Here is a 22,056-nt window from a genome sequence, read left to right as displayed (position 1 = left end):
CGGCCGGCGTGGCGTCCCGCTCAGCCGCCGACCGCCCGCAGGGTCCCCGGGCGGCGGCCCATCAGGCCGTCGAGCGCCACCGACGTCGCCTCGTCGGCCGGCAGGTGCACCACCACGTGCTGGCCGTCCGTCTCGGGCAGCTCCAGCACCTCGTACGCGAGCCGCAGCTCCCCCGCCTCCGGATGGACGAACCGGTCGACGCCGGAGCGGGCCCGCAGCAGCCCCGGTGACCGCAGCCGGTCGGAGAACGCCCGGCCCGCCGTCACCGTCAGCTCCTGGGCCAGCTCGGCCATGTGCGAATCCGAACCGGTCACCGCGAAGGACAGCGCCCCCACCTGCTGATCGGCCACCCGGTCCCAGTCGGGGAACACCTCACGGGCCCGCGGATCGGTGAACACGAACCGCAGCCGGTTCGGCGGATCCCCGTCCAGCAGTCCCACGGGACCGGCCAGCCGTGCGTAGCCGTCGGTGTACGCCACGGTCTCGCCCAGCATGTTCATCACCGCGGCCGGCGTCGGACCCAGCCGGTCCAGCAGCGCCCGCACCGTCGCCCGCACCTCGCGGGCCGGACCGGGCGTCACCGCGCACATGTGCCGCTGCATGCCCGACTTCATCAGGTTGCGCAGATGCACCCGGGCGTCCAGGGGCAGTCGCAGCGCCTCGCTGAGCGCGCCCAGGACCTGCGGGGACGGGTTGCGGTCCCGGCCCTGCTCCAGCCGGGCCAGGTACTCGACGCTGATCCCGGCCAGCATCGCCAGCTCCGTCCGGCGCAGGCCCGGCGTCCGCCGCCGCGGGCCCGCCGGAAGCCCGGCCTCCGCGGGAGTCATCGCCTCGCGTCGGGCGCGCAGGAACGCCCCCAGTTCGTTGTCGCTCATCCACCGATCGTACGAGCGCGGGCCGAGCGGAGGGTGGCCCTGTCACTACCAGCCTCGGCACGGCCTTCCTCACATCCCGGCCAGGCGGCAGCGTGAAGCCCATGACCACCGAATCGCACAGCACCACCGCCCTTCCGCTCGCCCCCGGCGACTGGGTCTTCGACCCGCTGCACTCCTCCGTCGGCTTCACCATCCGTCACCTCGGGATCTCCAAGGTGCGCGGCCGCTTCAACGAGCTCACGGCCGAACTCCTCGTCGGCGACACCCTCGACGCCTCCTCCATCACCGCGACCGTCGCCCTCGCCTCCATCGACACCGGCAACGCGGACCGCGACGCCCATGTGCGCGCCGCGGACCTCCTCGACGTGGAGAAGCGGCCGACGATGAGCTTCCGCTCCACCCGCATCGCCGGAGCGGGCGAGGACTGGACCCTGGAGGGCGACCTCACCATCGGCGACGTGACCCGGCCCACCACCTTCGACGTCGAGTTCGGCGGCGTCGTCGACGTCCCGATGGACGGCAGCAGGCATGCCGGCTTCGACGCCACCGGAGAGTTCCGACGCAGTGACTTCGGCCTCGACTTCGCCCCCGGCTTCCTCGGCGACGTGATCAAGGTGAGCCTGGAGGTCCAGTTCGTCGAGCCCAGGTAGGCGCGGACGGCCTCATGCGTCGAGTCGGGCCGCCAGATACGGCGCGGTCCGGCTCGACGTCGCGCCCGCCACCGCGGCTGGCGGCCCCTCGGCGACGATCCGGCCGCCCTCCTCACCACCGCCCGGCCCGAGGTCGAGCACCCAGTCCGCCGTGGCGACCACGTCCATGTCGTGCTCGACGACGATCACCGAATGTCCGGCGTCGACGAGCCCGTGCAGCTGGCGCATCAGCACCTCGACATCGGCCGGGTGAAGGCCGGTCGTCGGCTCGTCCAGGACGTAGAGGGTGTGGCCGCGGCGCAGCCGCTGGAGCTCGGAGGCGAGTTTGATGCGCTGGGCCTCGCCGCCGGAGAGCTCGGTCGCGGGCTGGCCGAGCCGCAGATAGCCGAGGCCGACGTCGAGCAGGGTGCGCAGGCTGCGTGCCGCGGCCGGGGTGTCGGCGAAGAAGCCGGCCGCGGCCTCGACCGTCAGGTCGAGCACCTCGGCGATGGTGAGCCCGCGCAGCCGGACCTCCAGGGTCTCCGGGTTGTAGCGGGCCCCGTGACAGTCCGGACAGGGCGCGTACGTGCTCGGCAGGAAGAGCAGCTCGACCGAGACGAAGCCCTCGCCCTGGCAGGTCTCGCAGCGTCCGCCGGGCACGTTGAAGGAGAACCGACCGGCCTTGTAGCCACGGGCACGAGCCTCCTCGGTGGCCGTGAAGAGCTTCCGCACGACATCGAAGAGGCCCGTGTACGTGGCGAGGTTGGAGCGGGGAGTCCGTCCGATCGGCTTCTGATCGACCGTCACCAGACGCTCCACGCCCGCCAGTTCCTCCGACAGCTCGCCCACCAGCGTCGACTTGCCCGATCCGGAGACGCCGGTCACCGCCGTCAGGACCCCGAGGGGGAAGGCCGCGTCCAGGGCCTTGAGGTTGTGGCGGGTGACCGGGCCCGTCCGCAGCCAGCCGACGGGTTCGCGCACCGGCCGCTCGGCCACCGCGGCGCGGTCGAAGAGGAACCGGCGGGTCGCGGACTCCTCGACACCCGCCAGCTCGTGCGGCGGGCCGCTGTGCAGCACCCGGCCGCCGTGCACCCCCGCCAGGGGGCCGACGTCCACGATCCAGTCGGCATGGCGCACCACGTCGAGGTGGTGCTCGACCACGAACACCGAGTTGCCGGCCGCCTTCAGCCGGTCGAGGACCACCAGGAGCGCCTCGGTGTCGGCCGGGTGAAGTCCCGCGGAGGGTTCGTCGAGCACGTACACGACGCCGAACAGTCCGGAGCGCAACTGGGTGGCGAGCCGCAGTCGTTGCAGTTCGCCGTTGGACAGGGACGGGGTGGTGCGGTCCAGGCTCAGATAGCCGAGACCGAGCTCGGTCACCGTGCCGATCCGCGCGAGCAGGTCCTCGGTGAGCACCCGCGCGGTCTCCGAGCCGTCGTGCTTCCCGAGCACCCCCGCCAGCGCCGTCAGCGGCAGTGCCGCCAGCTCGGCGATCGTCCGGCCCGCGAAGGTGACGGCGAGAGCCTCCGGACGCAGTCGGCTCCCGCCGCACACCGGGCAGGGCGCGCTGGTCAGAAAGCGCTCCGCCTTGGCGCGCAGGGTCGCGCTCTTGGAGTCGGAGAAGGTGTGCATCACATAGCGACGAGCGCTCATGTACGTGCCCTGGTACGGGCGTTGGATGCGCCCCGCCTCCCGTACCGGATGGACCGTGACGACCGGCTGCTCGTCCGTGAAGAGGATCCACTCCCGGTCCTTCGCGTCCAGCTCCCGCCACGGCCGGTCGACGTCATGGCCGAGGGCGTCCAGGACGTCGCGAAGGTTCTTGCCCTGCCAGGCACCCGGCCAGGCGGCGATCGCCCCCTCCCGGATCGACAACTCCGGGTCAGGGACCAGCAGTTCCTCGCTGGTCTCGTGCACCCGGCCGAGACCGTGGCATGCGGGGCAGGCCCCGGCGGCGGTGTTCGGCGAGAACGCGTCGGAGTCGAGCCTCCCGGCCCCGGCCGGGTACGAGCCGGCGCGGGAGAACAGCATCCGCAGCGAGTTGGACAAGGTCGTGACCGTGCCGACCGACGAGCGGGTGTTCGGCGACGAGCGGCGCTGTTCGAGCGAGACAGCGGGCGGCAGACCGGTGATCTCCCCGACCTTCGGCGCGCCCACCTGATGGATCAGCCGCCGCGCGTAGGGCGCGACCGACTCGAAGTAGCGACGCTGGGCCTCCGCGTAGATCGTGCCGAAGGCGAGCGAGGACTTGCCGGAGCCGGACACCCCGGTGAAGACGGCGATCGCGTCACGCGGAATGTCGACATCGACGCCCGCGAGATTGTGCTCGCGGGCGCCGCGGACGCGGACGTACGGGTCGTGACGCTGGTCGTCGGAGCTGTCGGGCATTCCTTGATACTAGGCGTTTGCGCTGGTCAGGCCCGTACGCAGGCCCGCGACACGGGCGAGCCGGCGGTAGGAGTCGCGGAGCGCCCCGCGGTCGTGGGTACTGGTCGTCACCAGCACCTCCTGTGCCCCGCTCTCCTTCACCACCCGCTCCAGCGCGTCGGCGACCTGCTCCTCCGTGCCGTACACATGCCCCTCCAGGCCCGACTCGAAGAACTCGCGCTGCTTCTCCGTCATCGAGAGCTCCTCGATCTGCTCGACGGGCAGGAGCGGCGGGAACACGCCCTGGGTGCGCGAGTAAGCGAGCGACCACGCCTCCGGGATCAGCAGGCGCCTGGCCTCCTCCTCGGTCCCGGCCACGGCGACCGTGCCCGCGACGACGACGTACGGCTCCTCGGACCAGGGGGAGGGGCGGAAGGCGGAGCGGTAGGCGTCGATCGCGCGCAGCATCCGCTCCCGGCCCCGCAGATCCCCGATGACCATGGGAAGGCCGGCCTCGGCGGCGATCGTCGCGCCCTCGCCGGTCGCGAGGACGTACGGCGGCACGCGCAGGCCCTCGGCCGGCCGGGCGTGCACCTGCGGATGGGCGGTCTGTGTGCCGGTGAACCAGCCGAGCAGCTCGGTCAGCTGCTCCGCGAACCGCTCCGCGTCGTCCTTGTCCCGGCCGAGCGCCCGCCGGATCCCGTCCGTGAAGCCGACCGAGCGGCCGAGCCCCATGTCGATCCGTCCGGGGAACAGCGACTCCAGGACGCCGAACTGCTCGGCGACGACCATCGGCTGGTGGTTGGGGAGCATCACTCCGCCCGTGCCGACCCTGATGGAGGACGTCGCACCGGCGACGGCGGCGGCCAGGACGGCGGGGGCGGATCCGGCCACGCCGGGCACGCTGTGGTGCTCCGACACCCAGAACCGGTGATATCCGAGCGCCTCCGCCTCCCGGGCGAGATCCACGGTGGTGCGCAGGGCGACGGAGCCGTCCTCGCCCTCCCGGGTCCGGGAGCGGTCGAGGACGGAGAGACGGATGCCGTCGAGAGAAAGGGTCACGAAGGGTTCAACGTCACCGCGCGGCGAGGATTCCCGCGGTGCCTGATCACCGGTGCGGTGCGACGGGGCCGCGTCAGTGCCGGGCGGCGTTTGCCGTCGGTGTCGCTCCCGCCCGCGTCCGGTCCCGTGCCGGGGCGGGCCGGTCGCCGATGTCCGACCCTGTACTGCCTACGCTGTCCGTGTGACGCGAAACAGCAGGCCCGTGGCCGTCTTCGATCTCGACAACACTCTCGCCGGCACCGCCCACCGCCAGCACTTCCTGGAGGGCCGGCCCCGCGACTGGAAGGGCTTCTTCGCCGCCGCGCCCCAGGATCCGCCGCTCGCGCGGGGCGTCGCCCTGTGCCTGGAGGCCGCCGAGGAGTGCGAGATCGTCTATCTCACCGGGCGCCCCGAGCGCTGCCGTGAGGACACCGTCGCCTGGCTCGCCGCGCAGGGACTGCCCGAGGGGCGGATCCATATGCGCCGCAACAACGACTTCCGTCCCGCGCGCCACACCAAGCTGGAGATCCTGCGCCGGCTCGGCCGCGACCGCGAGATCCGGATGCTGGTCGACGACGACGAGCTGGTCTGCGACGCGGCCGCACAGGCGGGCTTCCGGGTCGTCCGCGCCCGCTGGGCCGCGGCGTCGGAGGCTCTGAAGGACGCCCAGGAGAAGGAGGGCCGGACCTGACCGACCGGGTCAGTCGCCGTCCTCCAGCCGGAAGCCGACCTTCAGCCCGACCTGGTAGTGCGCGATCGCCCCGTCGACGAGGTGACCGCGCACCTGTGTCACCTCGAACCAGTCGAGGCCGCGGAGCTTCTGCGAGGCCCGGTCGATGCCGTTGCGAATGGCCTGGTCCACGCTCTCCGTGGAGGTGCCGACGATCTCGGTGACGCGGTAGGTGTGGTTCGACATGAGGGCCGAACTCCTCTCCTTGGACCTTGGGGGTCACTCCACCGTGCCCCACCACGCCCCGGTCCGCGACACGTCGGGCGCCGGGTGGTCGGCGGCCCCGTCGGAGAGGGCGAGCCGGGAGACGATCCGGTAGCGGTCGCCCCGGTACAGCGAGCGGACGTACTCCACCGGCCGCCCGCCCGTGTCCGAGGTGATCCGGTCGAAGAGCAGGGCGGGGGAGAGGACGGGGACGCCGAGCAGCTCGGCCTCCTCCTCGCTCAGGACGGTCGGCTCGATCGACTGGACGGCGTGCGCCGTCCGGATGCGGCACTTCTCCCGCAGATGGGCGTAGAAGCCGCTCTCCATGTCCGCGGGGGTCAGGCCCGGCACCAGATCCGCCGGGACGTGCAGATGCTCCAGGGCGATCGGAGCCCCGTCGACGTGCCGCAGCCGGGCCACGTACACCAGCTCAGCCGCCGGGGAGACCGTCAGCTTCCGTCCGATCCGCGCGCCCGCCCGTACGGTACGGAACTCCAGCACCGTGCTCGTCCAGCTGCCGCGGCTCCGGGGCGCGCCCGCCGCGTGGTCCTCGGCGACGAGCTCCTGGGTGATCTTGGCCGGTGCGACGAACATGCCGCGCCCGTGCTCCCGTACCAGCACGCCCGTCGCGACGAGTTCGTCGACGGCGGCGCGCAGGGTGGGGCGTGAGACGCCGAGCGTGGCGCACAGGGTGCGCTCGGAGGGGATGGCGTCGCCGGGGCGGCGCCCGTCGATCATGGCCAGCAGATGCTCCCGTACCCGCTCCCGCTTGAGCTCCATCGCACGCCCTCCCCGGCCTGTCGTCCGGCGGTCAGTATGCATCCCCGGCCGTCGAGGAGGTCACGACGCCGTCGCGGGTGAAGTCGAGCCGGGAGACGATCCGGTAGCGGTCGCCCCGGTACACCGAGTGGACGTACTCCACCGGCCGGCCCGAGGTGTCGAGGGTGAGGCGCTCGATCAGCAGCGCGGGGGAGAGGACGGGGACGTCCAGGAGGGCCGCCTCCGCCTCGCTGACGACGGTGGGCTCGATCGACTGCGTCGCCTCCCGGACATGGACGCGGTGGTGGTCCCTGAGATGGTCGTACAGATCGCCGGCCTCCAACTCCTGCGCGGTGAGCGCGGCGGGGACCAGATCCGCCGGGATGTGGAGGTGCTCGATCGCCATGGGGGAGCCGTCGACCAGACGGAGCCGGGCGATGTAGAGCAGCTCGGCTGCGGGGGAGAGGCGGAGCTTGCGGCCGATGCGCGCGCCGGCCCGGAGCCTGGCGGACTCGAGCACCGTGCTCGACCAGCTTCCGGAGGCGCGCGGAACGGTGAAGGCCGCGTCGTCCGGGGCGAGTTGCTGGGTGATCTTGGCCGGTGCGACGAACATGCCGCGCCCGTGCTCCCGTACCAGCGCACCCGTCGCGACGAGTTCGTCGACGGCGGCGCGCAGGGTGGGGCGTGAGACGCCGAGCGTGGCGCACAGGGTGCGCTCCGAGGGGATCGGTTCGCCGGGGCGGCCTGCCTCGATCAGGCCCAGCAGATGCTCCCGTACGCGCTCCCTCTTCAGCACCCCGCCCGAGGGGCCGTCCTTCATGCGCTCTCCCTGACTGGTCAACTGGTAAGCCTCATCCTAACCAGACCTCCTCGCCGTCGAATGGGTGAACAGCGCATATTTTTCAAGGGGTTGACGGCCACATTGGTCCATGCCACCTTCTGGTCACGCATCTGACCACTTGACCAATTGGTTAACCATTCATCGAGGTGCCCGTGAACATCCGCCCCCTCGCCGGCCCCGTCGCCCTCATGGCGACCCTGGCTCTCTGTGTCACCGCCTGCGGTTCCACCGACGACCCCGCGAACGCCGACGGGGCCGCGAAGGTCACCGTCTGGATCATGAAGGACAGCGTCACCGACGACTTCCTCACCCGCTTCCGCACCGACTTCGAGGCGACGCACAAGGGCACCACCCTCGACATCCAGATCCAGGAGTGGGACGGCATCGGCGAGAAGGTCACCGCGGCCCTGGCGAGCAAGGACGCCCCCGACGTCATCGAGGTCGGCAACACCCAGGTCGCCCAGTACGCGGCGAGCGGCGGAGTCCGCGACCTCAGCGCCAAGGTCGCCGAGCTGAACGGGGCCGACTGGCTGCCCGGCCTCGCCGAGCCCGGCAAGGTCGACGGCAAGCAGTTCGGCATCCCCTGGTACGCCGCCAACCGTGTCGTCATCTACCACAAGGAGCTCTTCGCCAAGGCCGGCATCACCGCCCCGCCGAAGACCCGCGCCGAGTGGCTCACCGTCACCGCCAAGCTCGACGAGGGCTCCACACAGGGCATTTACCTCCCCGGACAGAACTGGTACACCCTGTCGGGCTTCATCTGGGAGGACGGCGGCGACCTCGCCGTGCGGAACGGCACGCAGTGGAAGGGCGCGCTCGACACCCCGCAGGCCCTCGCGGGCATGGACTTCTACCGGCAGCTCCAGGCCCTCGGCAAGGGCCCCAAGGACTCCGACGAGGCCAAGCCGCCGCAGGCCGATGTCTTCGCCAAGGGCGACGTCGCCCAGATCATCGCCGTACCCGGCGGAGCGAAGATCGTCGAAGAGGCCAATCCGGCGCTCACGGGCAAGCTCGGCTTCTTCCCGATCCCCGGGAAGACGGCGGACAAGCCCGGCGCGGTCTTCACCGGCGGCTCCGACCTCATCGTCCCCGAGGCATCCGCCCACCCCGACGCCGCCTACGAGGTCGTCAAGGCGCTCGCCGGTGAGAAGTGGCAGACGGAGATGGCCAGAACGATGAGCTACGTGCCCAACCGCACCTCGCTCGCCCATGTGATCCAGGACGACGAGGGCACCGCCGCCATGGCCGCGGGCGCCGCCCAGGGCCGCGCGACGCCCAACTCCCCGCAGTGGGCGGCCGTGGAGGCCACCAACCCGATCAAGCAGTACATGACCGCCGTACTCACCGGCACCGACCCGGCGCGGGCCGCCAAGGACGCGTCGGAGAGCATCACCAAGACCCTCGGCTCGTGAGCCGGCCGCGTCGCGGGGCCGCCCTCTGGCCCTACGTCCTCGTCGCCCCGACGGTCCTCGGCGGCGCCCTGCTCCTCGGCTACCCCCTCGTCCGCAACCTGCTGATCTCCTTCCAGCGGTACGGAATGGGCGAACTGATCCGGGGCGGCGCCGGGTTCGTCGGCTTCCGGAACTACCGGACGGTCCTGGCCGACCCGGAGTTCTGGGAGGTCGTCCGGCGCACCTTCTGGTGGACCCTCGTCAACGTCGTCCTGATCATGGTCATCGGCACGCTCGTCGCGCTGATGATGCGACGACTCGGCCGGCGGATGCGGATCCTGGTGACGAGCGGGCTGGTCCTCGCCTGGGCCAGCCCGGTCATCGCCACCACCACCGTCTTCCAGTGGCTCTTCGCCTCCCGCCTCGGCATCGTCAACTGGGTGCTCGTACGGCTCGGGTTCACGTCCTTCGAGGGGTACTCCTGGCTCGCCGACGGCACCGCAGCCTTCACCGTCCTCGTCCTGCTCGTGGTGTGGCAGTCGGTCCCCTTCGCCGCGATCACCCTGCACGCCGCGCTGCTGACCGTCCCCGAGGAGCTGTACGAGTCCGCCCGTCTGGACGGAGCCGGGGCCTTCCGGATCTTCCACTCGATCACCCTGCCGCTGCTGCGGCCGATCTTCGGTCTGGTCCTGTGCCTCGAAGTCATCTGGGTCTTCCGCTGCTTCGCCCAGATCTGGGCCGTCACCCGGGGCGGCCCCGGCGAGGCGACGACCACCCTGCCGGTCTACGCGTACCGGGTCGCCCAGTCGCTGCACCGCTACGACCTCGGAGCGGCCGTCTCCACCCTGACGGTGCTCATCCTCGTCGCCGTGCTGATCGCCTACTTCCGTCAGATGCTCCGGCAGGAGGCCGACCGGTGAACGCCCGTGCCCTGCGCCGACTCCCCCTGAACACCGCCGCCGCCACCGTCTTCGTCCTCGCCGTCTTCCCGGTGTACTGGATGGTCTCCACGGCCTTCAAACCCACGCCCGACATCCAGGCCGAGACCCCCGTCCTGCTGCCGGCCTCCCTCACCCTTGAGCACTTCGCGCGCGCCGTGGAGGCGGACGGATTCTGGCTCTTCTGGCGCAACAGCCTGATCGTCACCGCCGGTTGCGTCCTGCTCGCGCTCGTCGTGGCGCTCGGCGCCGCCTTCGCCGTGGCCCGGATGCGCTGGCGCGGCCGGCGCGCCTTCGTCCTCATGGTCTTCATCGCTCAAGTCGCGCCCTGGGAAGCGCTGTTGATCCCGATGTACGTCATCGCCCGGGACGCCGACCTGCTCGACCGGCTGGGAACCCTGACCCTGATCTACTTCATGATCACCCTGCCGTTCACCGTCGTCACCCTGCGGTCCTTCCTCGCCGCCGTCCCCGCCGAGCTCGAAGAGGCCGCCCAGGTCGACGGCTGCACCCGCGCCGAGGCCTTCCGCCGCGTGACCCTTCCCCTGCTGGCCCCCGGCCTGCTGGCCACCTCGCTCTTCGGATTCATCACGGCCTGGAACGAGTTCGCCTTCGCCAACATGCTCATCATCAAGAACCAGGACGACCGGACGCTGCCCGTCTGGCTCTCCTCGTTCTCCAACGTCTTCGGCACCGACTGGGGCGCCACCATGGCCGCGTCCACCCTCTTCGCCCTGCCCGTCCTCGTCCTCTTCCTGGTCCTGCAGGGCCGGGTCGCCGCCGGGATGACCGGCGGAGCCGTGAAGGGATAGCGCGCCGCCATGCCCGTGCCCCACCTCGTCCCCCATCCCGCCCAACTCCACTTGCTGCCGGGCACATTCACCTTCGACGCCGCCACCGCACTCAAGATCGCCCCCGGAGCAGGGGACGCCGCGGAGCTGCTGCGCACCCTCCTGGGGCCGGCCACCGGACTCCGGCTGCCGGAGCGCCCGGACGGCCCCGTCGTCCTCGCCCTCGACCCGGCCCTCACCGGTCTCGGCGACGAGGGGTACGGACTCACCGTCGGCCCCGAGGGCGTCCTGCTGCGCGCCGCCCGCCTCCGGGGTCTGCTGGCCGGAGTCCAGACACTCCGTCAACTCCTGCCCGTCCAGGCACTGCTCGACGAACCCGTCATCGGCGTCGAATGGTCCGTGCCCTGCGTACAGATCACCGACGTGCCCCGGTTCTCCTGGCGCGGAGCCATGCTCGACGTCGCCCGCCACTTCCGGCCCGTCTCCTTCCTCAGGAGATACGTCGACCTCCTCGCCCTCCACAAGCTCAACGTCCTCCACCTCCACCTCACCGACGACCAGGGCTGGCGCATGCCGGTCGCCGGCCGCCCCCGGCTCACCGAGATCGGCGGCCTTCCGCACGGCGGTGCCTACACCCGCTCCGAACTCGCCGGACTGGTACGGCATGCGGCCGAGCGGGGTGTCACCGTCGTGCCCGAGATCGAGATGCCCGGCCACGCCCGGGCAGCCCTGGCCGCCTACCCCGAACTCGGCAACCGGCCGGACCGCACCCTCGGCGTCTGGGACCGCTGGGGTGTGTGCGACACCGTCCTCGGTGTCCACGACGGTGTCCTCGACTTCTGCCGCGAAGTCCTCGACGAGGTGCTCGACGTCTTCCCCTCGCCCCACGTCCACATCGGAGGGGAGGAGTGCCCGACCACCGAATGGCATGCCTCGCCCGAAGCCCGCCGACGCGTCGCGGAGCAGGGACTCGACGGCCCGGACGCCCTGCACGGCTGGTTCATGGAGCAGGTCGGGCGCCATCTCCTCGACGCCGGCCGCCGGCCGCTCGGCTGGACCGAGACCGGCGCCGACCTCCCCCCGTACTTCACCGTCATGCCCTGGCGGGACACCGCCCACGGGCGCACGGCCGCCCGCCGCGGCCACCAGGTCGTCATGGCGCCCCACCGATCCACCTATCTCGACTACCCCCAGTCGGCGAGGTTCGACGAACCGCCCGGTCAGCCGGGAGCCGTCGTCGACCTGCGCGCCGTCCACGACACCGATCCCGCCCCGGCCCACTGGAGCCCGGAGGAGGCCGCGCGGGTCCTCGGCACCCAGGCGCAGCTGTGGACCGAGTTCGTCCCCACCGCCGCGCACGCCGAGTACCTGACCTTCCCCCGGATCTGCGCCCTGGCCGAGACCGCCTGGACCGGGCGCCGGGACTGGACGGGCTTCCAGACCCGGCTGCGCCACCACCGGACCCGGCTCGACACCCTCCGGGTGCCGCGCCGCCTTTCCCCCACCTCCGTCCAAGGAGAGGAACCCCGATGAGCAACCGACCGATGAGCCCCCGACCGATCGGCGCCGGCCTGCGGATGCGCGCCGCACTCGCCGTCGCCGCCGTCACCGGCCTCGGCGCCACCGCGCTGACCGCCCTCCCGGCCGTCGCGGCCGGCGAGACCGTCACCGTCCAGTACCGGCAGAGCGCCACCGGGAGCGACCAGGTGGAGCCCTGGTTCAAGGTGGTCAACACCGGTTCGTCGAGCATGCCGTTGAGCCAGGTCAAGGTGCGCTACTACTTCAAGGCCGACCCGGGAGCCTCGTACACCTACGCCTGCTCCTGGGCGGTGAAGGGCTGCGCCAACTTGACCGGCACCTTCGGCACGCTCGCGAATCCCACCGCCACCGCCGACCGCTATCTGGAGGTCGGCTTCACCGCCGGCGCGGGCAGCCTCGCCCCCGGCGCCGACACGGGCGACATGCAGCTGCGCTTCCACCGCTCCAACTGGCAGCCGCTGAACCAGAGCGACGACTACTCCTTCGGCCCCTCCCAGACCACGTACGCGAACTGGAGCAAGGTCACCGCCACCGTCGGCGGCGTCACGGTCTGGGGCACCGCCCCGGCCGGGAACGAACCCACCCCGACGCCGACGGACCCGACCACGCCGCCGCCCACCGGTGGTCCCGCCCTCTTCGACGACTTCGACTACACCGGCCACACCGACCCGGCGATCGCCGCCCACGGCTGGAGCGTGCGCTCCAACTCCGGCGGACCGGGCGTGCCCGGCGCCGGCTGGGCGCCCGAGAACGTGACCTTCGCCCAGGAGGGCACGAACTCGATCATGAACCTGAGGACCTCGACCGCCGGGACCGCCGAGTCCACCAAGCAGACCGAGATCCTCACCCGGGCCATGAAGTTCAAGAACGGCACCTATGCCGCCCGTGTCCGCTTCTCCGACGCGCCGCTCTCCGGGCCGGACGGGGACCGTCTCGTCCAGACCTTCTTCACCATCAACGACCTCAAGGCGCCGATGGCGGACGACTACGCCGAGTACGACTTCGAGTACCTGCCCAACGGCGGCTGGGGCGAGCCCGCCAACATCCTCTACACCACCTCGTGGGAGACCTACCGGCCCGACCCCTGGGAGGCCGTCAACCAGCACTCCGAGGTCCGGGCGAGCTACGCCGGCTGGCACGACCTCGTCCTGACCATCGACGACGGCACGATCGTGTACTACGTGGACGGCCAGGAGTTCGGCCGCCACGACGCGCGCTATCTGCCCGAGCGCCCGATGTCCATCAACTTCAATCAGTGGCTCATCGACCTCGCGGGCCAGACCTCCACCACGGCGCGGTCCTACGACCAGAAGGTCGACTACGTCCTGCACGTGAAGGACCAGGTCCTGACCCCGGCCCAGGTGGCCGCCAAGGTCGCCGCTTACCGCACGGCGGGCACGGCCTTCGAGGACTCCGTACCGGCCGTCCCGTAACACCTGTCCCGCCCGTTCCGGGCATAACGGGCGGGCGTGCCCGGCGCGCCCGCCCCGCACAGGATCGTCCGGGACTTGACCACTTGGTTGGTCCAGACCAGAATCCAGGCCACATACCCGCGCGAACACGCCGTTCGGTCCCCCCATGACGGGTCAGCTCCCCATGCCGTACTCCATTTCATGGAACGCAGAAGGTGACCTACGTGAAGAACCGCCATCTCGCCTGTCCGCTCGCAGCTGCCACCGCCCTCGCCCTCGCGGGCTGCGGACTCCTTCCCGGAGCCGCCGAAGGCAACCGCACGGTCAACGTCTGGCTCATGCGCGACAGCGTCAGCGAAGACTTCCTCACCCGCTTCACCGAGGCGTACGAGGCCGAGCACCAGGGCATCGAACTGGAGTTCACCTTCCAGGAGTGGACGGGGATCGGCAAGAAGGTCACCGAGGCGATCGGCGGCAGGGGCGGCCCCGACGTCATCGAGGTCGGCAACACCCAGGTCGCCCAGTACGCGGACACCGACAAGCTCTACGACCTCACCCTGGAGTCCGTGCGCGACCTCGGCAGCGAGGACTGGCTGCCCGGTCTCGCCGAGCCCGGCCGCATCAGCGGAGCCCAGTACGGCATCCCCTGGTATGCCGCCAACCGCGTCGTGATCTACCACAAGGACCTCTTCCAGGAGGCCGGTGTCACCAAGCCGCCCGCGACCCGGGCCCAGTGGCTCGACGACACCGAGAAGCTCAACCGCACCGGCTCCCAGGGCATCTACCTCGCGGGACAGGACTGGTACACCCTCGCGGGGTTCATCTGGGACGAGGGCGGCGAACTCGCCGAGGACAAGGGCGGCGACTGGGTCGGCGCCCTCGACAGTCCGGCCGCGCTGCGCGGCATGGACTTCTACAAGGACCTGCAGTCGCTCGGCTCCGGGCCCAAGAACGCCGACGAGCAGACCCCGCCCCAGGCCGAGGTCTTCGCCAAGGGCGACGTCGCCCAGATCATCGCCACCCCCAGCGCCGTCGCCGCCATCACCAAGGCGAACCCGGCGCTCAAGGACAAGCTGGGCTTCTTCCCCATACCCGGCAAGAAGGCCGGACAGCCGTGCGCCGTCTTCACCGGTGGTTCCGACCTGATCATCCCGGAGAACGCGCCCGAGCGGAACGCGGCCATCGACGTCGTCAAGGCGCTGGCCGGCGAGAAGTGGCAGTCCGAACTCGCCCGAGCCATGAACTACGTCCCCAACAAGACCTCCCTCGCCTCCGTCGTCGAGGGCCAGGAGGCCACCGCCGCCATGGCCGTCGGCGCGGCACGCGGCAAGGCCACCCCCAACTCCCCGCAGTGGGCCGACGTCGAGGCGTCCAACCCGATCAAGCCCTACATGACCGCGGTCCTGCGCGGCGACGACCCGAAGAAGGCCGCAAAGGCGGCCTCGGAGCAGATCACGCACACCCTCGCCGAATAGCATTTCAGCGACCGCACACCCGCGATCCCCCGAACGGTCATGTCGAATCCAGTCGGTCACGGAAGAAGTAAGGAGCCGGACCACCGCTCACGCGGTCCGGCCCTCACCGTCCCCCTTCCGTACGCCGGAGGAGCCCGACATGCCCGCACCGTCGCCCGCAGCCGCTGCGGCCCCCGCCGTCCCCGTCCCCGCCGGTCTCCCCGTTCCCGCGGGTGTCCCGTCGGGCGTCACCGCGCCGGCCGTCCCGTACGCCGGTGTCCCGGCCCAGCCGCAGCCCCGTTCCGCGGCCCCGGCCGCCGACCCGGAGCCCCGCTACGTCGTCTGTCTCGCCCGCACCCAGGAGGACGTCCGCGCCGCCCAGCGTCTGCGTCACCAGGTCTTCGCGGGTGAGATGGGCGCCCGTCTCGACGGACCCGAGCCGGGCCTCGACACCGATGCCTTCGACGCCTACTGCGACCACCTGCTGGTACGCGAGGAGGCCACCGGCGAGGTCGTCGGCACGTACCGCGTCCTGCCGCCCGATCGCGCCCGGATCGCCGGACGTCTCTACTCCGAGAGCGAGTTCGACCTCGGCAGGCTCGCCCCCGTCCGCGACGACCTCGTCGAGGTCGGCCGCTCCTGCGTCCACCCCGCCCACCGCAACGGCGCGGTCATCGCCCTGATCTGGGCCGGGCTCGCCCGCTACATGACCCGCACCGGGCACAACTGGCTGGCCGGCTGCTGCTCGATCCCGCTCGCCGACGGCGGCACCCTCGCCGCCGCCACCTGGGACACCGTCAAGGCCAAGCACCTCGCCCCCGAGGAGTACTGGGTCACCCCGCACAAGCTCTGGACCCCCGACGGCATCACCCGCCCCGAGGGCCGCGTCGAACTCCCGCCGCTGCTCCGCGGCTATCTGCGACTCGGCGCATGGGTCTGCGGCGCGCCCGCCCACGACGTCGACTTCGGCGTGGCCGACCTCTACGTCCTGCTGTCACTGCGCAACACCAACCCCCGCTACCTGCGTCACTTCCTCTCCCTCGCACCGGCGCAGTGACCGCCGCCGGCTCCGCCTCCGCCTCGCCCTGGCTGCCGACGTCGCCGTGCGCACCCGATCCCTGCGCGCGGCAGACGGGACCGGCCTCCGGGCCCGTACGGGCCACGGCCCGGCTCGTCGTGGGCGTCGCCGCAGTCCTGCTCGGGGTGCTGCTCGCACCCCTGGCGGTGCCGCTGCCGTCCGCCGTCCGCCGGGCGCTCGTCCGCCGGTGGTGCCGACTGGTGCTCCGGGCCTTCGGCGTCCGCCTGAAGGTCAGCGGCGTCCCCGCGCCCGCCGAGGGGCCGCTGCTGATCGTCGCCAACCACATCTCCTGGCTGGACATCCCCCTCGTGGCCGCCGTCCTGCCCGGCCGGATGCTCGCCAAGAAGGAGATCCGGGCCTGGCCGGTGCTCGGGCCGCTCGCGGCCCGGGGCGGCACCCTCTTCCTCGACCGTGACCGGCTACGGGCCCTGCCCGCCACCGTCCGCTCGATGGAGCGGGCGCTGGCGGGCGGGGGACGGGTGATCGTCTTCCCGGAGGGATCCACCTGGTGCGGCCGGGGCGGGGGAGCCTTCCGGCCGGCCGCCTTCCAGGCCGCCCTCGATGCCGCCGTCCCCGTCCAGCCAGTACGGCTGGAGTACCGGCCGACAGGGCCCGCCGCGTTCGTCGGGGACGATCCGCTCGCCGCCTCGCTCTGGCGGATCGCGGTGGCCCGCGGCCTCACCGCGGAGATCCGGATATTGGATCCGATATCCAACGTCCAATATCCGGACCGCCGCTCCCTGGCCCGTGCGGCTCAGCGAGCCGTCGCCAGCGACAGCGCGAACCGCCCCTCCTTGTCCGTCCACCAGCGGGTCATCTCGAGCCCCGCCTCCGCCAGCTCCGCGCGCACGCCCGCCTGACGGAACTTCGCCGACACCTCCGTCCGTACCTCCTCACCCGCCTCGAACGGCACCACCAGATCCAGCTCGGGAATCTTCACCGTGAGCGCGTGACGCGCCCGCAGCCGCATCTCGATCCACTCCCGCTCGTGGTCCCAGAGCGCCACATGGTCGAAGTCGTCCGGTTGCACGTCCGCGTCCAGCTCGCGGGCGATCACCGCCAGCACGTTCTTGTTGAACTCCGCCGTCACCCCGGCGGCGTCGTCGTACGCGGCGACCAGCGTCGCCTCGTCCTTCACCAGGTCCGTGCCGAGCAGCAGGGCGTCGCCGGGCGTCAGCATCGCCCGGACCGAACGCAGGAAGACCTCGCGCTCGTGGGGCAGCAGATTGCCGATCGTGCCCCCGAGGAACGCCACCAGGCGCGGCCCGGGTGTGCCGGGCAGGGCCAGCCCCCGCGTGAAGTCGGCGACCAGGGCGTGGATGTGGAGCCCGGGCCGCTCCGCGAGCAGCGCCTCCGCCGCACCCCTCAGCGCCGACTCGCTCACGTCCACCGGGACGTAGCTGTCCAGCTCGGGCAGCAGCGCGTCGATCAGGAACCGGGTCTTCTCGGAGGAGCCGGACCCCAGCTCCACCAGCGTCCGCGCCCCCGTCGCCGCGGCGATGTCGTGGGCCCGGGCGATCAGGATCTCCCGCTCCGCGCGGGTCGGGTAGTACTCGGGGAGCTTGGTGATCTGCTCGAACAGTTCACTGCCGCGCGCGTCGTAGAACCACTTCGGCGGCAGCTCCTTGGGCAGACGGGTCAGACCGTGCAGGACGTCGGCGCGCAGGTCGGCGTCCGTGGCGTCCTCGGGAAGGGTGCGGGTCAGCTGGAACGGGCTCACGAGGAGGGCTCCTTGAGCGAGGTGAGGGTGACATCGGCGCGGGTGGCGGTCAGCAAGGTGCGGTCCGGCACCTCGCGCCAGAGCGGATCGTCGTCGTACGGCTCCGAGGCCACGACCGTGCGATCGGGGCGCCGCAGGTACCAGAGGGAGTTCCCCCAGGCGGTCGCGGCGATCTCGGTGCCGTCGGTGAGAAGGAGATTGAGGCGGGAATCCGGGTCGGCCTCGGCGACCTCCCGTACGGTGTCGGCGAGCGCCCGCCCCGGCGAGTCGCCGGCCCGCAGCCGGTGCAGTACGAGACCCCACACCAGCGCCGAGTCCGTGCGGGCCTCCAGGGCGAGCAGCTCCCCGGCGGTCAGGGACGCGGCCAGGGATGTCAGCGAGTCGGGCCAGCCCGCCACCGCTCCGTTGTGGCTGAACAGCCACGACCCCGCCGCGAACGGGGCCGCCGCGGCCTCCCCGTCCGCGCCCGGCCGGGTGGCGCCCCGGACCGCCGCGAGCAGCGCCCCGGTGCGTACCACCCGTGCGAGATCGGCCAGGGAGAGATCGCCCCAGATGGGAGCGGCCCGGCGGTAACGGGCCGGCACCGGGTCGCCGTCGGCGTACCAGCCGACGCCGAAGCCGTCCGCGTTCACCACTCCGCTGTCCTGGGTGCGCGGCTGCCACGCCTGCCGCTCCAGTGAGTGCGGCGGCCGCAGCAGCAGCTCTCCGAGCGGTACCGGCTCGCCGAGGAAGGCGAGATGACGGCACATCAGACGAGCTCCGCGTCCCGTGCGGTCCGGAATCCGGAGAAGATCTGCCTGCGCACCGGCAGGTCCCAGTTCCGGAACGTACCCCGGCAGGCCACCTCGTCGACCGCGAAGGACCCGCCGCGCAGCACCTTGTGCGCCGGACCGAAGAAGACCTCCGAGTACTCCTTGTACGGGAAGGCGGTGAATCCCGGGTACGGCAGGAAGCCGCTGGACGTCCACTCCCATACGTCCCCGATCAACTGCCGTACCCCGAGCGGCGAAGCGCCCTCCGGATAGCTTCCGGCGGGGGCGGGCCGCAGATGGCGCTGGCCGAGATTGGCATGCTCGGGCGCGGGGTCGGCGTCACCCCACGGATAGCGGCGCGAACGCCCGCTCGCCGGATCGTGCCGGGCCGCCTTCTCCCACTCGGCCTCGGTGGGGAGCCTGCGTCCGGCCCAGCGGGCGTAGGCATCCGCCTCGTACCAGCTGACATGCACCACCGGCTCGTCCTCGGGCACCGGCTCCGTCGCCCCGAACCGGCGCCGCATCCACTGCCCGCCGTCGCGCCGCCAGAACAGCGGCGCGGCGATGTCGTGCTTGCGGATCTGCTCCCAGCCCTCCGCCTGCCACCAGCGCTCGTCCGTGTAGCCGCCGTCCGCGACGAAGGCCATGTAGGCGCCGTTGGTGACCGGGACGGTGTCGATGAAGAACGCCGGGACCGTCCGGGCGTGCGCCGGGCGTTCGTTGTCCAGCGCCCACGGCTCGTCCGAGGTGCCCATCGTGAACGGCCCCCCGGGGACCAGGATTTCGACCGGCAGCCCGCCGGTGCCGGTGGCCGGCGGCGGGGGAGCGGTCAGTGCCTGTGGACCCTTTCTCAGCTGATGGGTGATCAGCATGGTCTCGTCGTGCTGCTGTTCGTGCTGGGCGATCATGCCGAAGGCGAAAGCCGCCTCGACGAGCGGCCGCCCCTCCAGCGGGGTGGCCGCCAGGACGTCCAGGACCCGGCCCCGTACATCGGAGGCGTAGGCCCGGGCCTCGGCCGGCGGCAGCAGGGGCAGGGACGGGCGGCTGGCGCGCGGGTGTTCGAAGGCGTCGTAGATCGAGTCGATCTCCGGGCGCAGCGCGTCACGCCCCGCGACGGCCCGCCACAGCCACTGCTCCTCCTGGTTCCCGATGTGCGCCAGGTCCCACACGAGCGGGGACATCAACGGGGAGTGCTGTGCGATGAGTTCGTCGTCCTCGACGCAGGAGGTCAGCAGCGCGGTGCGCTCCCGCGCGGTGGTGAGCGCGTCGAGAGCACGCTGCCGCAGGGCCGAGGGATCCGTCGTCACGGTCATGACGCCACCTCCTGGATGTCGTCGGCGGGACAGCTGCCGGGGAGTACGTACCGTTCATGGAAGGCGGCCACCGCCCGCTGCACGGCCTCGCTCGCCCCGATCCGGGGGAGCGCCTCCAGCGCGGCGGGGAACGCCTCGAGCGCGACGGCATGCAGATCGGGGTCGGTGAGCCCGTCCCTGGCCGCGGCCAGCCAGAGCGGATTGCGCGGGGCCGCCTCCGGGCCGGCCCGCTCGGCCAGCGGCTTGACCGCCCGGTAGACGCTCTCGGCGGCCTCCGGATCGTCGAACAGCGCGGCGGTCACGGCCACCGGCACGATCCAGCCGTCCGCACCGCGCTGGGCGTCGACCATCCGCAGCTCCAGATGCCCGCGTGGCCGCACCGGCGGGAACAGCGTCGTCAGGTGGTAGCGCAGATCGTCCTCGTCGGCCGGGCGGGGGCGGCCAGTGCGCAGCCACTCCCGGAAGGTGAGACCCTCCGGGACCACCCACGGTGCCTCCTCGCCCCGCACGCACATCACCGGGGTGTCCAGCACATGGGTGGCCCAGGCCGCCCGGGGCTCCCCGTCCGGAGCGGGGGCGAGCGCGCGGGCAGGGTCGAGATCGGTCCACAGCGACTGCCGGGTCGACCGCCAGCCGGTCCGTCGCCCGCCGTGGACGGGCGAGTTGGCGAACGCGGCCACCAGGACCGCGCCCAGCAGATGGGCCAGCTGCCACCGGCGGTGGTAGCCGAGCGGTCCGGGCTCCTCGTGACCGGCGTCCAGACAGATCTGCACCGACGCCGAGTCGCACATCATGGCCCGGCCGGACGGCCCCGTGCGATCGAGAGCGGCCTCCATCGCGTCGTACCGGGGCTCGCGCAGCAGTCGGTCCCGCGGCGCGTTCCAGGGATCGACCCCGTAACCGCCGAGCGAGAGCCCGAGGGGGGTGAGCGCGTCACGTACCGCGCGGAGATCGGCCGAGAGAGTGTCGACGCACCCCATGAGAGAGGTGGCGGGCGGCGAGCTGAGCTCCAGCTGTCCGCCGGGTTCGAGGGTGATCGCCGAGGCCAGCGGCAGGGACCGTACGGTGTCGACGGCCGAGGCCAGCCGCTGGGGTGGGACGGGAAGCCGCGGGTCACGCAGCTCGTGGACGAGCCATTCCACCTCCACCCCGAGCGCACGGGGTGGGCCCGTCTTGAAGCAGATACATCGCAGCAGGTCCTCGGCCTCGTCTTCGGTGAGGGCGGAACCGCTCTGCGGTATGCCGCTCGACGACATGTCGTTCCTCCTGTCTCGGAAGGCGCTGATTCCACCTAAAGCCACGTCCGACCGGCGTGCAAGAGCGCCCCTTCGGCAGCGCGGTGAATATCCCGTTGCCCCGGAGGAGCCGATTCGATCAAGCTTGCGCGCATGAGTGCACGACTGCGGGGGATCGCGAAGCAGACCGAGGAGATCGTCGAGGCGGGCCGCTACCGGGCCCCCGGAGGGCGGATTGTCTCGATCGAGGCGGAGCTGAGCGCGGCCGTGGCCGGAACCCGGCTCTACGGCCCCGAGCCCGTCCCCGTCCCCCTCGCCCCGGACTCCCACCGCACCACCGCCATCACGGTCACCGACGAGAGCAGCCTCGTCGCCGCACGGCGCATGACCAGGGACGATGCAGCCCCCGTGGCCGTCCTGAACTTCGCCTCTGCGCGCAACCCCGGCGGTGGCTATCTGAACGGCGCCCAGGCCCAGGAAGAGGCCGTCTGCCGGGCCTCCGCCCTCTACACCACGCTCCTGCGCGCCCCCGAGTACTACGCGCACCACCGGGCCGAGAGAGACGCCTTCTATACGGACCGGGTGATCCTGTCACCCGGCGTCCCCGTCTTCCGCGACGACCGCGGCGAGCTTCTGAGCGAGCCGTTCACGGTCGGTTTCCTGACCTCGCCCGCCCCCAACGCGGGCGTGATCCGCCGGCAGACCCCCGAGCTCGCCGACCGCGTCCCGGCCGTTCTCGCGGCCCGCGCCGAGCGCGTGCTGGAGACCGCCGTGGCGGGCGGCTACCGCCGGCTCGTCCTCGGCGCCTGGGGCTGCGGCGTCTTCCAGAACGACCCCGCCGAGGTCGCGGCCGCCTTCCGGGCGCTGCTGACGGACGGAGGCCGCTTCGCCGGCCACTTCGACGAGATCGTCTTCGGGATCCTCGACCGCACCAAGGACCGGACCACGCTCGGCGCGTTCCAGCGGGTGCTCGCGGGCGCGTGACCG

Annotated in this window: 21 protein-coding genes; 11 read left to right on the top strand and 10 right to left on the bottom strand. The window is 71.9% G+C overall.

Annotated elements, in window-relative coordinates; genetic code table 11:
- Positions 1-20: 20 nt before the first annotated feature.
- Complete coding sequence (locus tag ACFVZW_RS20375) at positions 21-875, bottom strand: helix-turn-helix domain-containing protein (protein WP_384523157.1); 855 nt, start codon at positions 873-875, stop codon at positions 21-23.
- Between the two features lie 101 nt (positions 876-976).
- Here ACFVZW_RS20375 and ACFVZW_RS20370 point away from each other — a divergent pair, with 101 nt between their 5' ends.
- Complete coding sequence (locus ACFVZW_RS20370) at positions 977-1,525, top strand: YceI family protein (RefSeq protein ID WP_384523155.1); 549 nt, start codon at positions 977-979, stop codon at positions 1,523-1,525.
- A gap of 12 nt (positions 1,526-1,537) precedes the next feature.
- On the opposite strand, the gene ACFVZW_RS20365 is transcribed toward ACFVZW_RS20370, so the two are convergent.
- Both ACFVZW_RS20365 and ACFVZW_RS20360 read right to left on the bottom strand, forming a co-directional pair.
- Positions 1,538-3,892, bottom strand: a complete 2,355-nt coding sequence (locus ACFVZW_RS20365; protein ID WP_384523153.1) for an ATP-binding cassette domain-containing protein — start codon at positions 3,890-3,892, stop codon at positions 1,538-1,540.
- Positions 3,893-3,901: 9 nt separating this feature from the next.
- Positions 3,902-4,933: an LLM class flavin-dependent oxidoreductase gene (locus ACFVZW_RS20360; protein ID WP_384523151.1), complete on the bottom strand. Its 1,032-nt coding sequence runs from the start codon at positions 4,931-4,933 to the stop codon at positions 3,902-3,904.
- Between the two features lie 181 nt (positions 4,934-5,114).
- Here ACFVZW_RS20360 and ACFVZW_RS20355 point away from each other — a divergent pair, with 181 nt between their 5' ends.
- Entirely contained in the window at positions 5,115-5,603 is a 489-nt protein-coding gene (locus ACFVZW_RS20355; protein WP_384523149.1) for a hypothetical protein, read from the top strand.
- Between the two features lie 9 nt (positions 5,604-5,612).
- On the opposite strand, the gene ACFVZW_RS20350 is transcribed toward ACFVZW_RS20355, so the two are convergent.
- From ACFVZW_RS20350 to ACFVZW_RS20340, 3 genes are read right to left on the bottom strand one after another with little or no spacing between them, the layout of a single operon-like run.
- Positions 5,613-5,828, bottom strand: coding sequence for a dodecin (locus tag ACFVZW_RS20350; RefSeq protein ID WP_376435547.1), 216 nt, complete (start codon positions 5,826-5,828; stop codon positions 5,613-5,615).
- A 33-nt stretch (positions 5,829-5,861) separates the two neighbouring features.
- Positions 5,862-6,626, bottom strand: a complete 765-nt coding sequence (locus ACFVZW_RS20345) for a GntR family transcriptional regulator (RefSeq protein WP_384523147.1) — start codon at positions 6,624-6,626, stop codon at positions 5,862-5,864.
- A 31-nt stretch (positions 6,627-6,657) separates the two neighbouring features.
- On the bottom strand, positions 6,658-7,425 hold the full coding sequence (locus ACFVZW_RS20340; RefSeq protein ID WP_384523145.1) for a GntR family transcriptional regulator: 768 nt from the start codon (positions 7,423-7,425) through the stop codon (positions 6,658-6,660).
- A gap of 173 nt (positions 7,426-7,598) precedes the next feature.
- Between ACFVZW_RS20340 and ACFVZW_RS20335 the strand changes: the two genes are divergently transcribed.
- The 8 genes from ACFVZW_RS20335 to ACFVZW_RS20300 all read left to right on the top strand — a co-directional run bounded on the left by ACFVZW_RS20335 (position 7,599) and on the right by ACFVZW_RS20300 (position 16,909).
- Complete coding sequence (locus tag ACFVZW_RS20335) at positions 7,599-8,858, top strand: extracellular solute-binding protein (RefSeq protein WP_384523143.1); 1,260 nt, start codon at positions 7,599-7,601, stop codon at positions 8,856-8,858.
- Positions 8,855-9,757 (top strand): carbohydrate ABC transporter permease, encoded by a 903-nt coding sequence (locus ACFVZW_RS20330; protein WP_384523141.1) that lies wholly within the window; start codon positions 8,855-8,857, stop codon positions 9,755-9,757. The genes ACFVZW_RS20335 and ACFVZW_RS20330 overlap by 4 nt, the downstream gene beginning before the upstream one ends.
- The gene (locus tag ACFVZW_RS20325; RefSeq protein ID WP_384523139.1) at positions 9,754-10,587 is read left to right on the top strand and encodes a carbohydrate ABC transporter permease; all 834 of its coding nucleotides are present in this window, start codon (positions 9,754-9,756) and stop codon (positions 10,585-10,587) included. The genes ACFVZW_RS20330 and ACFVZW_RS20325 overlap by 4 nt, the downstream gene beginning before the upstream one ends.
- 9 nt (positions 10,588-10,596) lie before the next feature.
- Positions 10,597-12,099 (top strand): beta-N-acetylhexosaminidase, encoded by a 1,503-nt coding sequence (locus tag ACFVZW_RS20320; RefSeq protein WP_384523137.1) that lies wholly within the window; start codon positions 10,597-10,599, stop codon positions 12,097-12,099.
- Complete coding sequence (locus ACFVZW_RS20315; protein ID WP_384523135.1) at positions 12,096-13,538, top strand: cellulose binding domain-containing protein; 1,443 nt, start codon at positions 12,096-12,098, stop codon at positions 13,536-13,538. Before ACFVZW_RS20320 ends, ACFVZW_RS20315 begins: the two co-directional genes overlap by 4 nt.
- Positions 13,539-13,741: 203 nt before the next feature.
- Positions 13,742-14,992, top strand: coding sequence for an extracellular solute-binding protein (locus ACFVZW_RS20310; RefSeq protein ID WP_384523133.1), 1,251 nt, complete (start codon positions 13,742-13,744; stop codon positions 14,990-14,992).
- A 139-nt stretch (positions 14,993-15,131) separates the two neighbouring features.
- Positions 15,132-16,028, top strand: a complete 897-nt coding sequence (locus ACFVZW_RS20305) for a GNAT family N-acetyltransferase (protein WP_384523131.1) — start codon at positions 15,132-15,134, stop codon at positions 16,026-16,028.
- Positions 16,025-16,909, top strand: a complete 885-nt coding sequence (locus ACFVZW_RS20300; protein ID WP_384523129.1) for a lysophospholipid acyltransferase family protein — start codon at positions 16,025-16,027, stop codon at positions 16,907-16,909. The genes ACFVZW_RS20305 and ACFVZW_RS20300 overlap by 4 nt, the downstream gene beginning before the upstream one ends.
- Here ACFVZW_RS20300 and egtD read toward each other — a convergent pair.
- The 4 genes from egtD to egtA are packed head-to-tail and all read right to left on the bottom strand — an operon-like array spanning position 16,804 to position 21,090.
- On the bottom strand, positions 16,804-17,769 hold the full coding sequence (gene egtD / locus ACFVZW_RS20295) for an L-histidine N(alpha)-methyltransferase (protein ID WP_384523127.1): 966 nt from the start codon (positions 17,767-17,769) through the stop codon (positions 16,804-16,806). The two genes, ACFVZW_RS20300 and egtD, sit on opposite strands and share 106 nt — an antisense overlap.
- Entirely contained in the window at positions 17,766-18,518 is a 753-nt protein-coding gene (egtC, locus tag ACFVZW_RS20290; protein ID WP_384523125.1) for an ergothioneine biosynthesis protein EgtC, read from the bottom strand. Before egtC ends, egtD begins: the two co-directional genes overlap by 4 nt.
- Positions 18,518-19,834 (bottom strand): ergothioneine biosynthesis protein EgtB, encoded by a 1,317-nt coding sequence (gene egtB / locus ACFVZW_RS20285; RefSeq protein ID WP_384523123.1) that lies wholly within the window; start codon positions 19,832-19,834, stop codon positions 18,518-18,520. The genes egtC and egtB overlap by 1 nt, the downstream gene beginning before the upstream one ends.
- Positions 19,831-21,090, bottom strand: a complete 1,260-nt coding sequence (gene egtA / locus ACFVZW_RS20280; protein ID WP_384523121.1) for an ergothioneine biosynthesis glutamate--cysteine ligase EgtA — start codon at positions 21,088-21,090, stop codon at positions 19,831-19,833. The genes egtB and egtA overlap by 4 nt, the downstream gene beginning before the upstream one ends.
- Before the next feature lie 132 nt (positions 21,091-21,222).
- On the opposite strand from egtA, the gene ACFVZW_RS20275 reads away from it, so the two are divergent.
- Entirely contained in the window at positions 21,223-22,053 is an 831-nt protein-coding gene (locus tag ACFVZW_RS20275; RefSeq protein WP_384523119.1) for a TIGR02452 family protein, read from the top strand.
- Positions 22,054-22,056: the final 3 nt, after the last annotated feature.

This window comes from Streptomyces sp. NPDC059567 (assembly GCF_042735655.1).
GTDB lineage: Bacteria > Actinomycetota > Actinomycetes > Streptomycetales > Streptomycetaceae > Streptomyces.
The sequence above is the reverse complement of the archived record's forward strand: the minus strand, read 5'-3'. Positions and strand labels throughout refer to the sequence as shown.

What these genes read in the sequence shown, in the direction of transcription:
- ACFVZW_RS20340 (WP_384523145.1), bottom strand. Translation starts at nt 7,425, where the DNA reads ATGAAGGACGGCCCCTCGGGCGGGGTGCTGAAGAGGGAGCGCGTACGG.
- ACFVZW_RS20320 (WP_384523137.1), top strand. Translation starts at nt 10,597, where the DNA reads ATGCCCGTGCCCCACCTCGTCCCCCATCCCGCCCAACTCCACTTGCTG.
- ACFVZW_RS20350 (WP_376435547.1), bottom strand. Translation starts at nt 5,828, where the DNA reads ATGTCGAACCACACCTACCGCGTCACCGAGATCGTCGGCACCTCCACG.
- ACFVZW_RS20370 (WP_384523155.1), top strand. Translation starts at nt 977, where the DNA reads ATGACCACCGAATCGCACAGCACCACCGCCCTTCCGCTCGCCCCCGGC.
- ACFVZW_RS20275 (WP_384523119.1), top strand. Translation starts at nt 21,223, where the DNA reads ATGAGTGCACGACTGCGGGGGATCGCGAAGCAGACCGAGGAGATCGTC.
- ACFVZW_RS20375 (WP_384523157.1), bottom strand. Translation starts at nt 875, where the DNA reads ATGAGCGACAACGAACTGGGGGCGTTCCTGCGCGCCCGACGCGAGGCG.
- ACFVZW_RS20305 (WP_384523131.1), top strand. Translation starts at nt 15,132, where the DNA reads ATGCCCGCACCGTCGCCCGCAGCCGCTGCGGCCCCCGCCGTCCCCGTC.
- ACFVZW_RS20345 (WP_384523147.1), bottom strand. Translation starts at nt 6,626, where the DNA reads ATGGAGCTCAAGCGGGAGCGGGTACGGGAGCATCTGCTGGCCATGATC.
- ACFVZW_RS20315 (WP_384523135.1), top strand. Translation starts at nt 12,096, where the DNA reads ATGAGCAACCGACCGATGAGCCCCCGACCGATCGGCGCCGGCCTGCGG.
- egtC (WP_384523125.1), bottom strand. Translation starts at nt 18,518, where the DNA reads ATGTGCCGTCATCTCGCCTTCCTCGGCGAGCCGGTACCGCTCGGAGAG.
- ACFVZW_RS20365 (WP_384523153.1), bottom strand. Translation starts at nt 3,892, where the DNA reads ATGCCCGACAGCTCCGACGACCAGCGTCACGACCCGTACGTCCGCGTC.
- egtA (WP_384523121.1), bottom strand. Translation starts at nt 21,090, where the DNA reads ATGTCGTCGAGCGGCATACCGCAGAGCGGTTCCGCCCTCACCGAAGAC.
- egtB (WP_384523123.1), bottom strand. Translation starts at nt 19,834, where the DNA reads ATGACCGTGACGACGGATCCCTCGGCCCTGCGGCAGCGTGCTCTCGAC.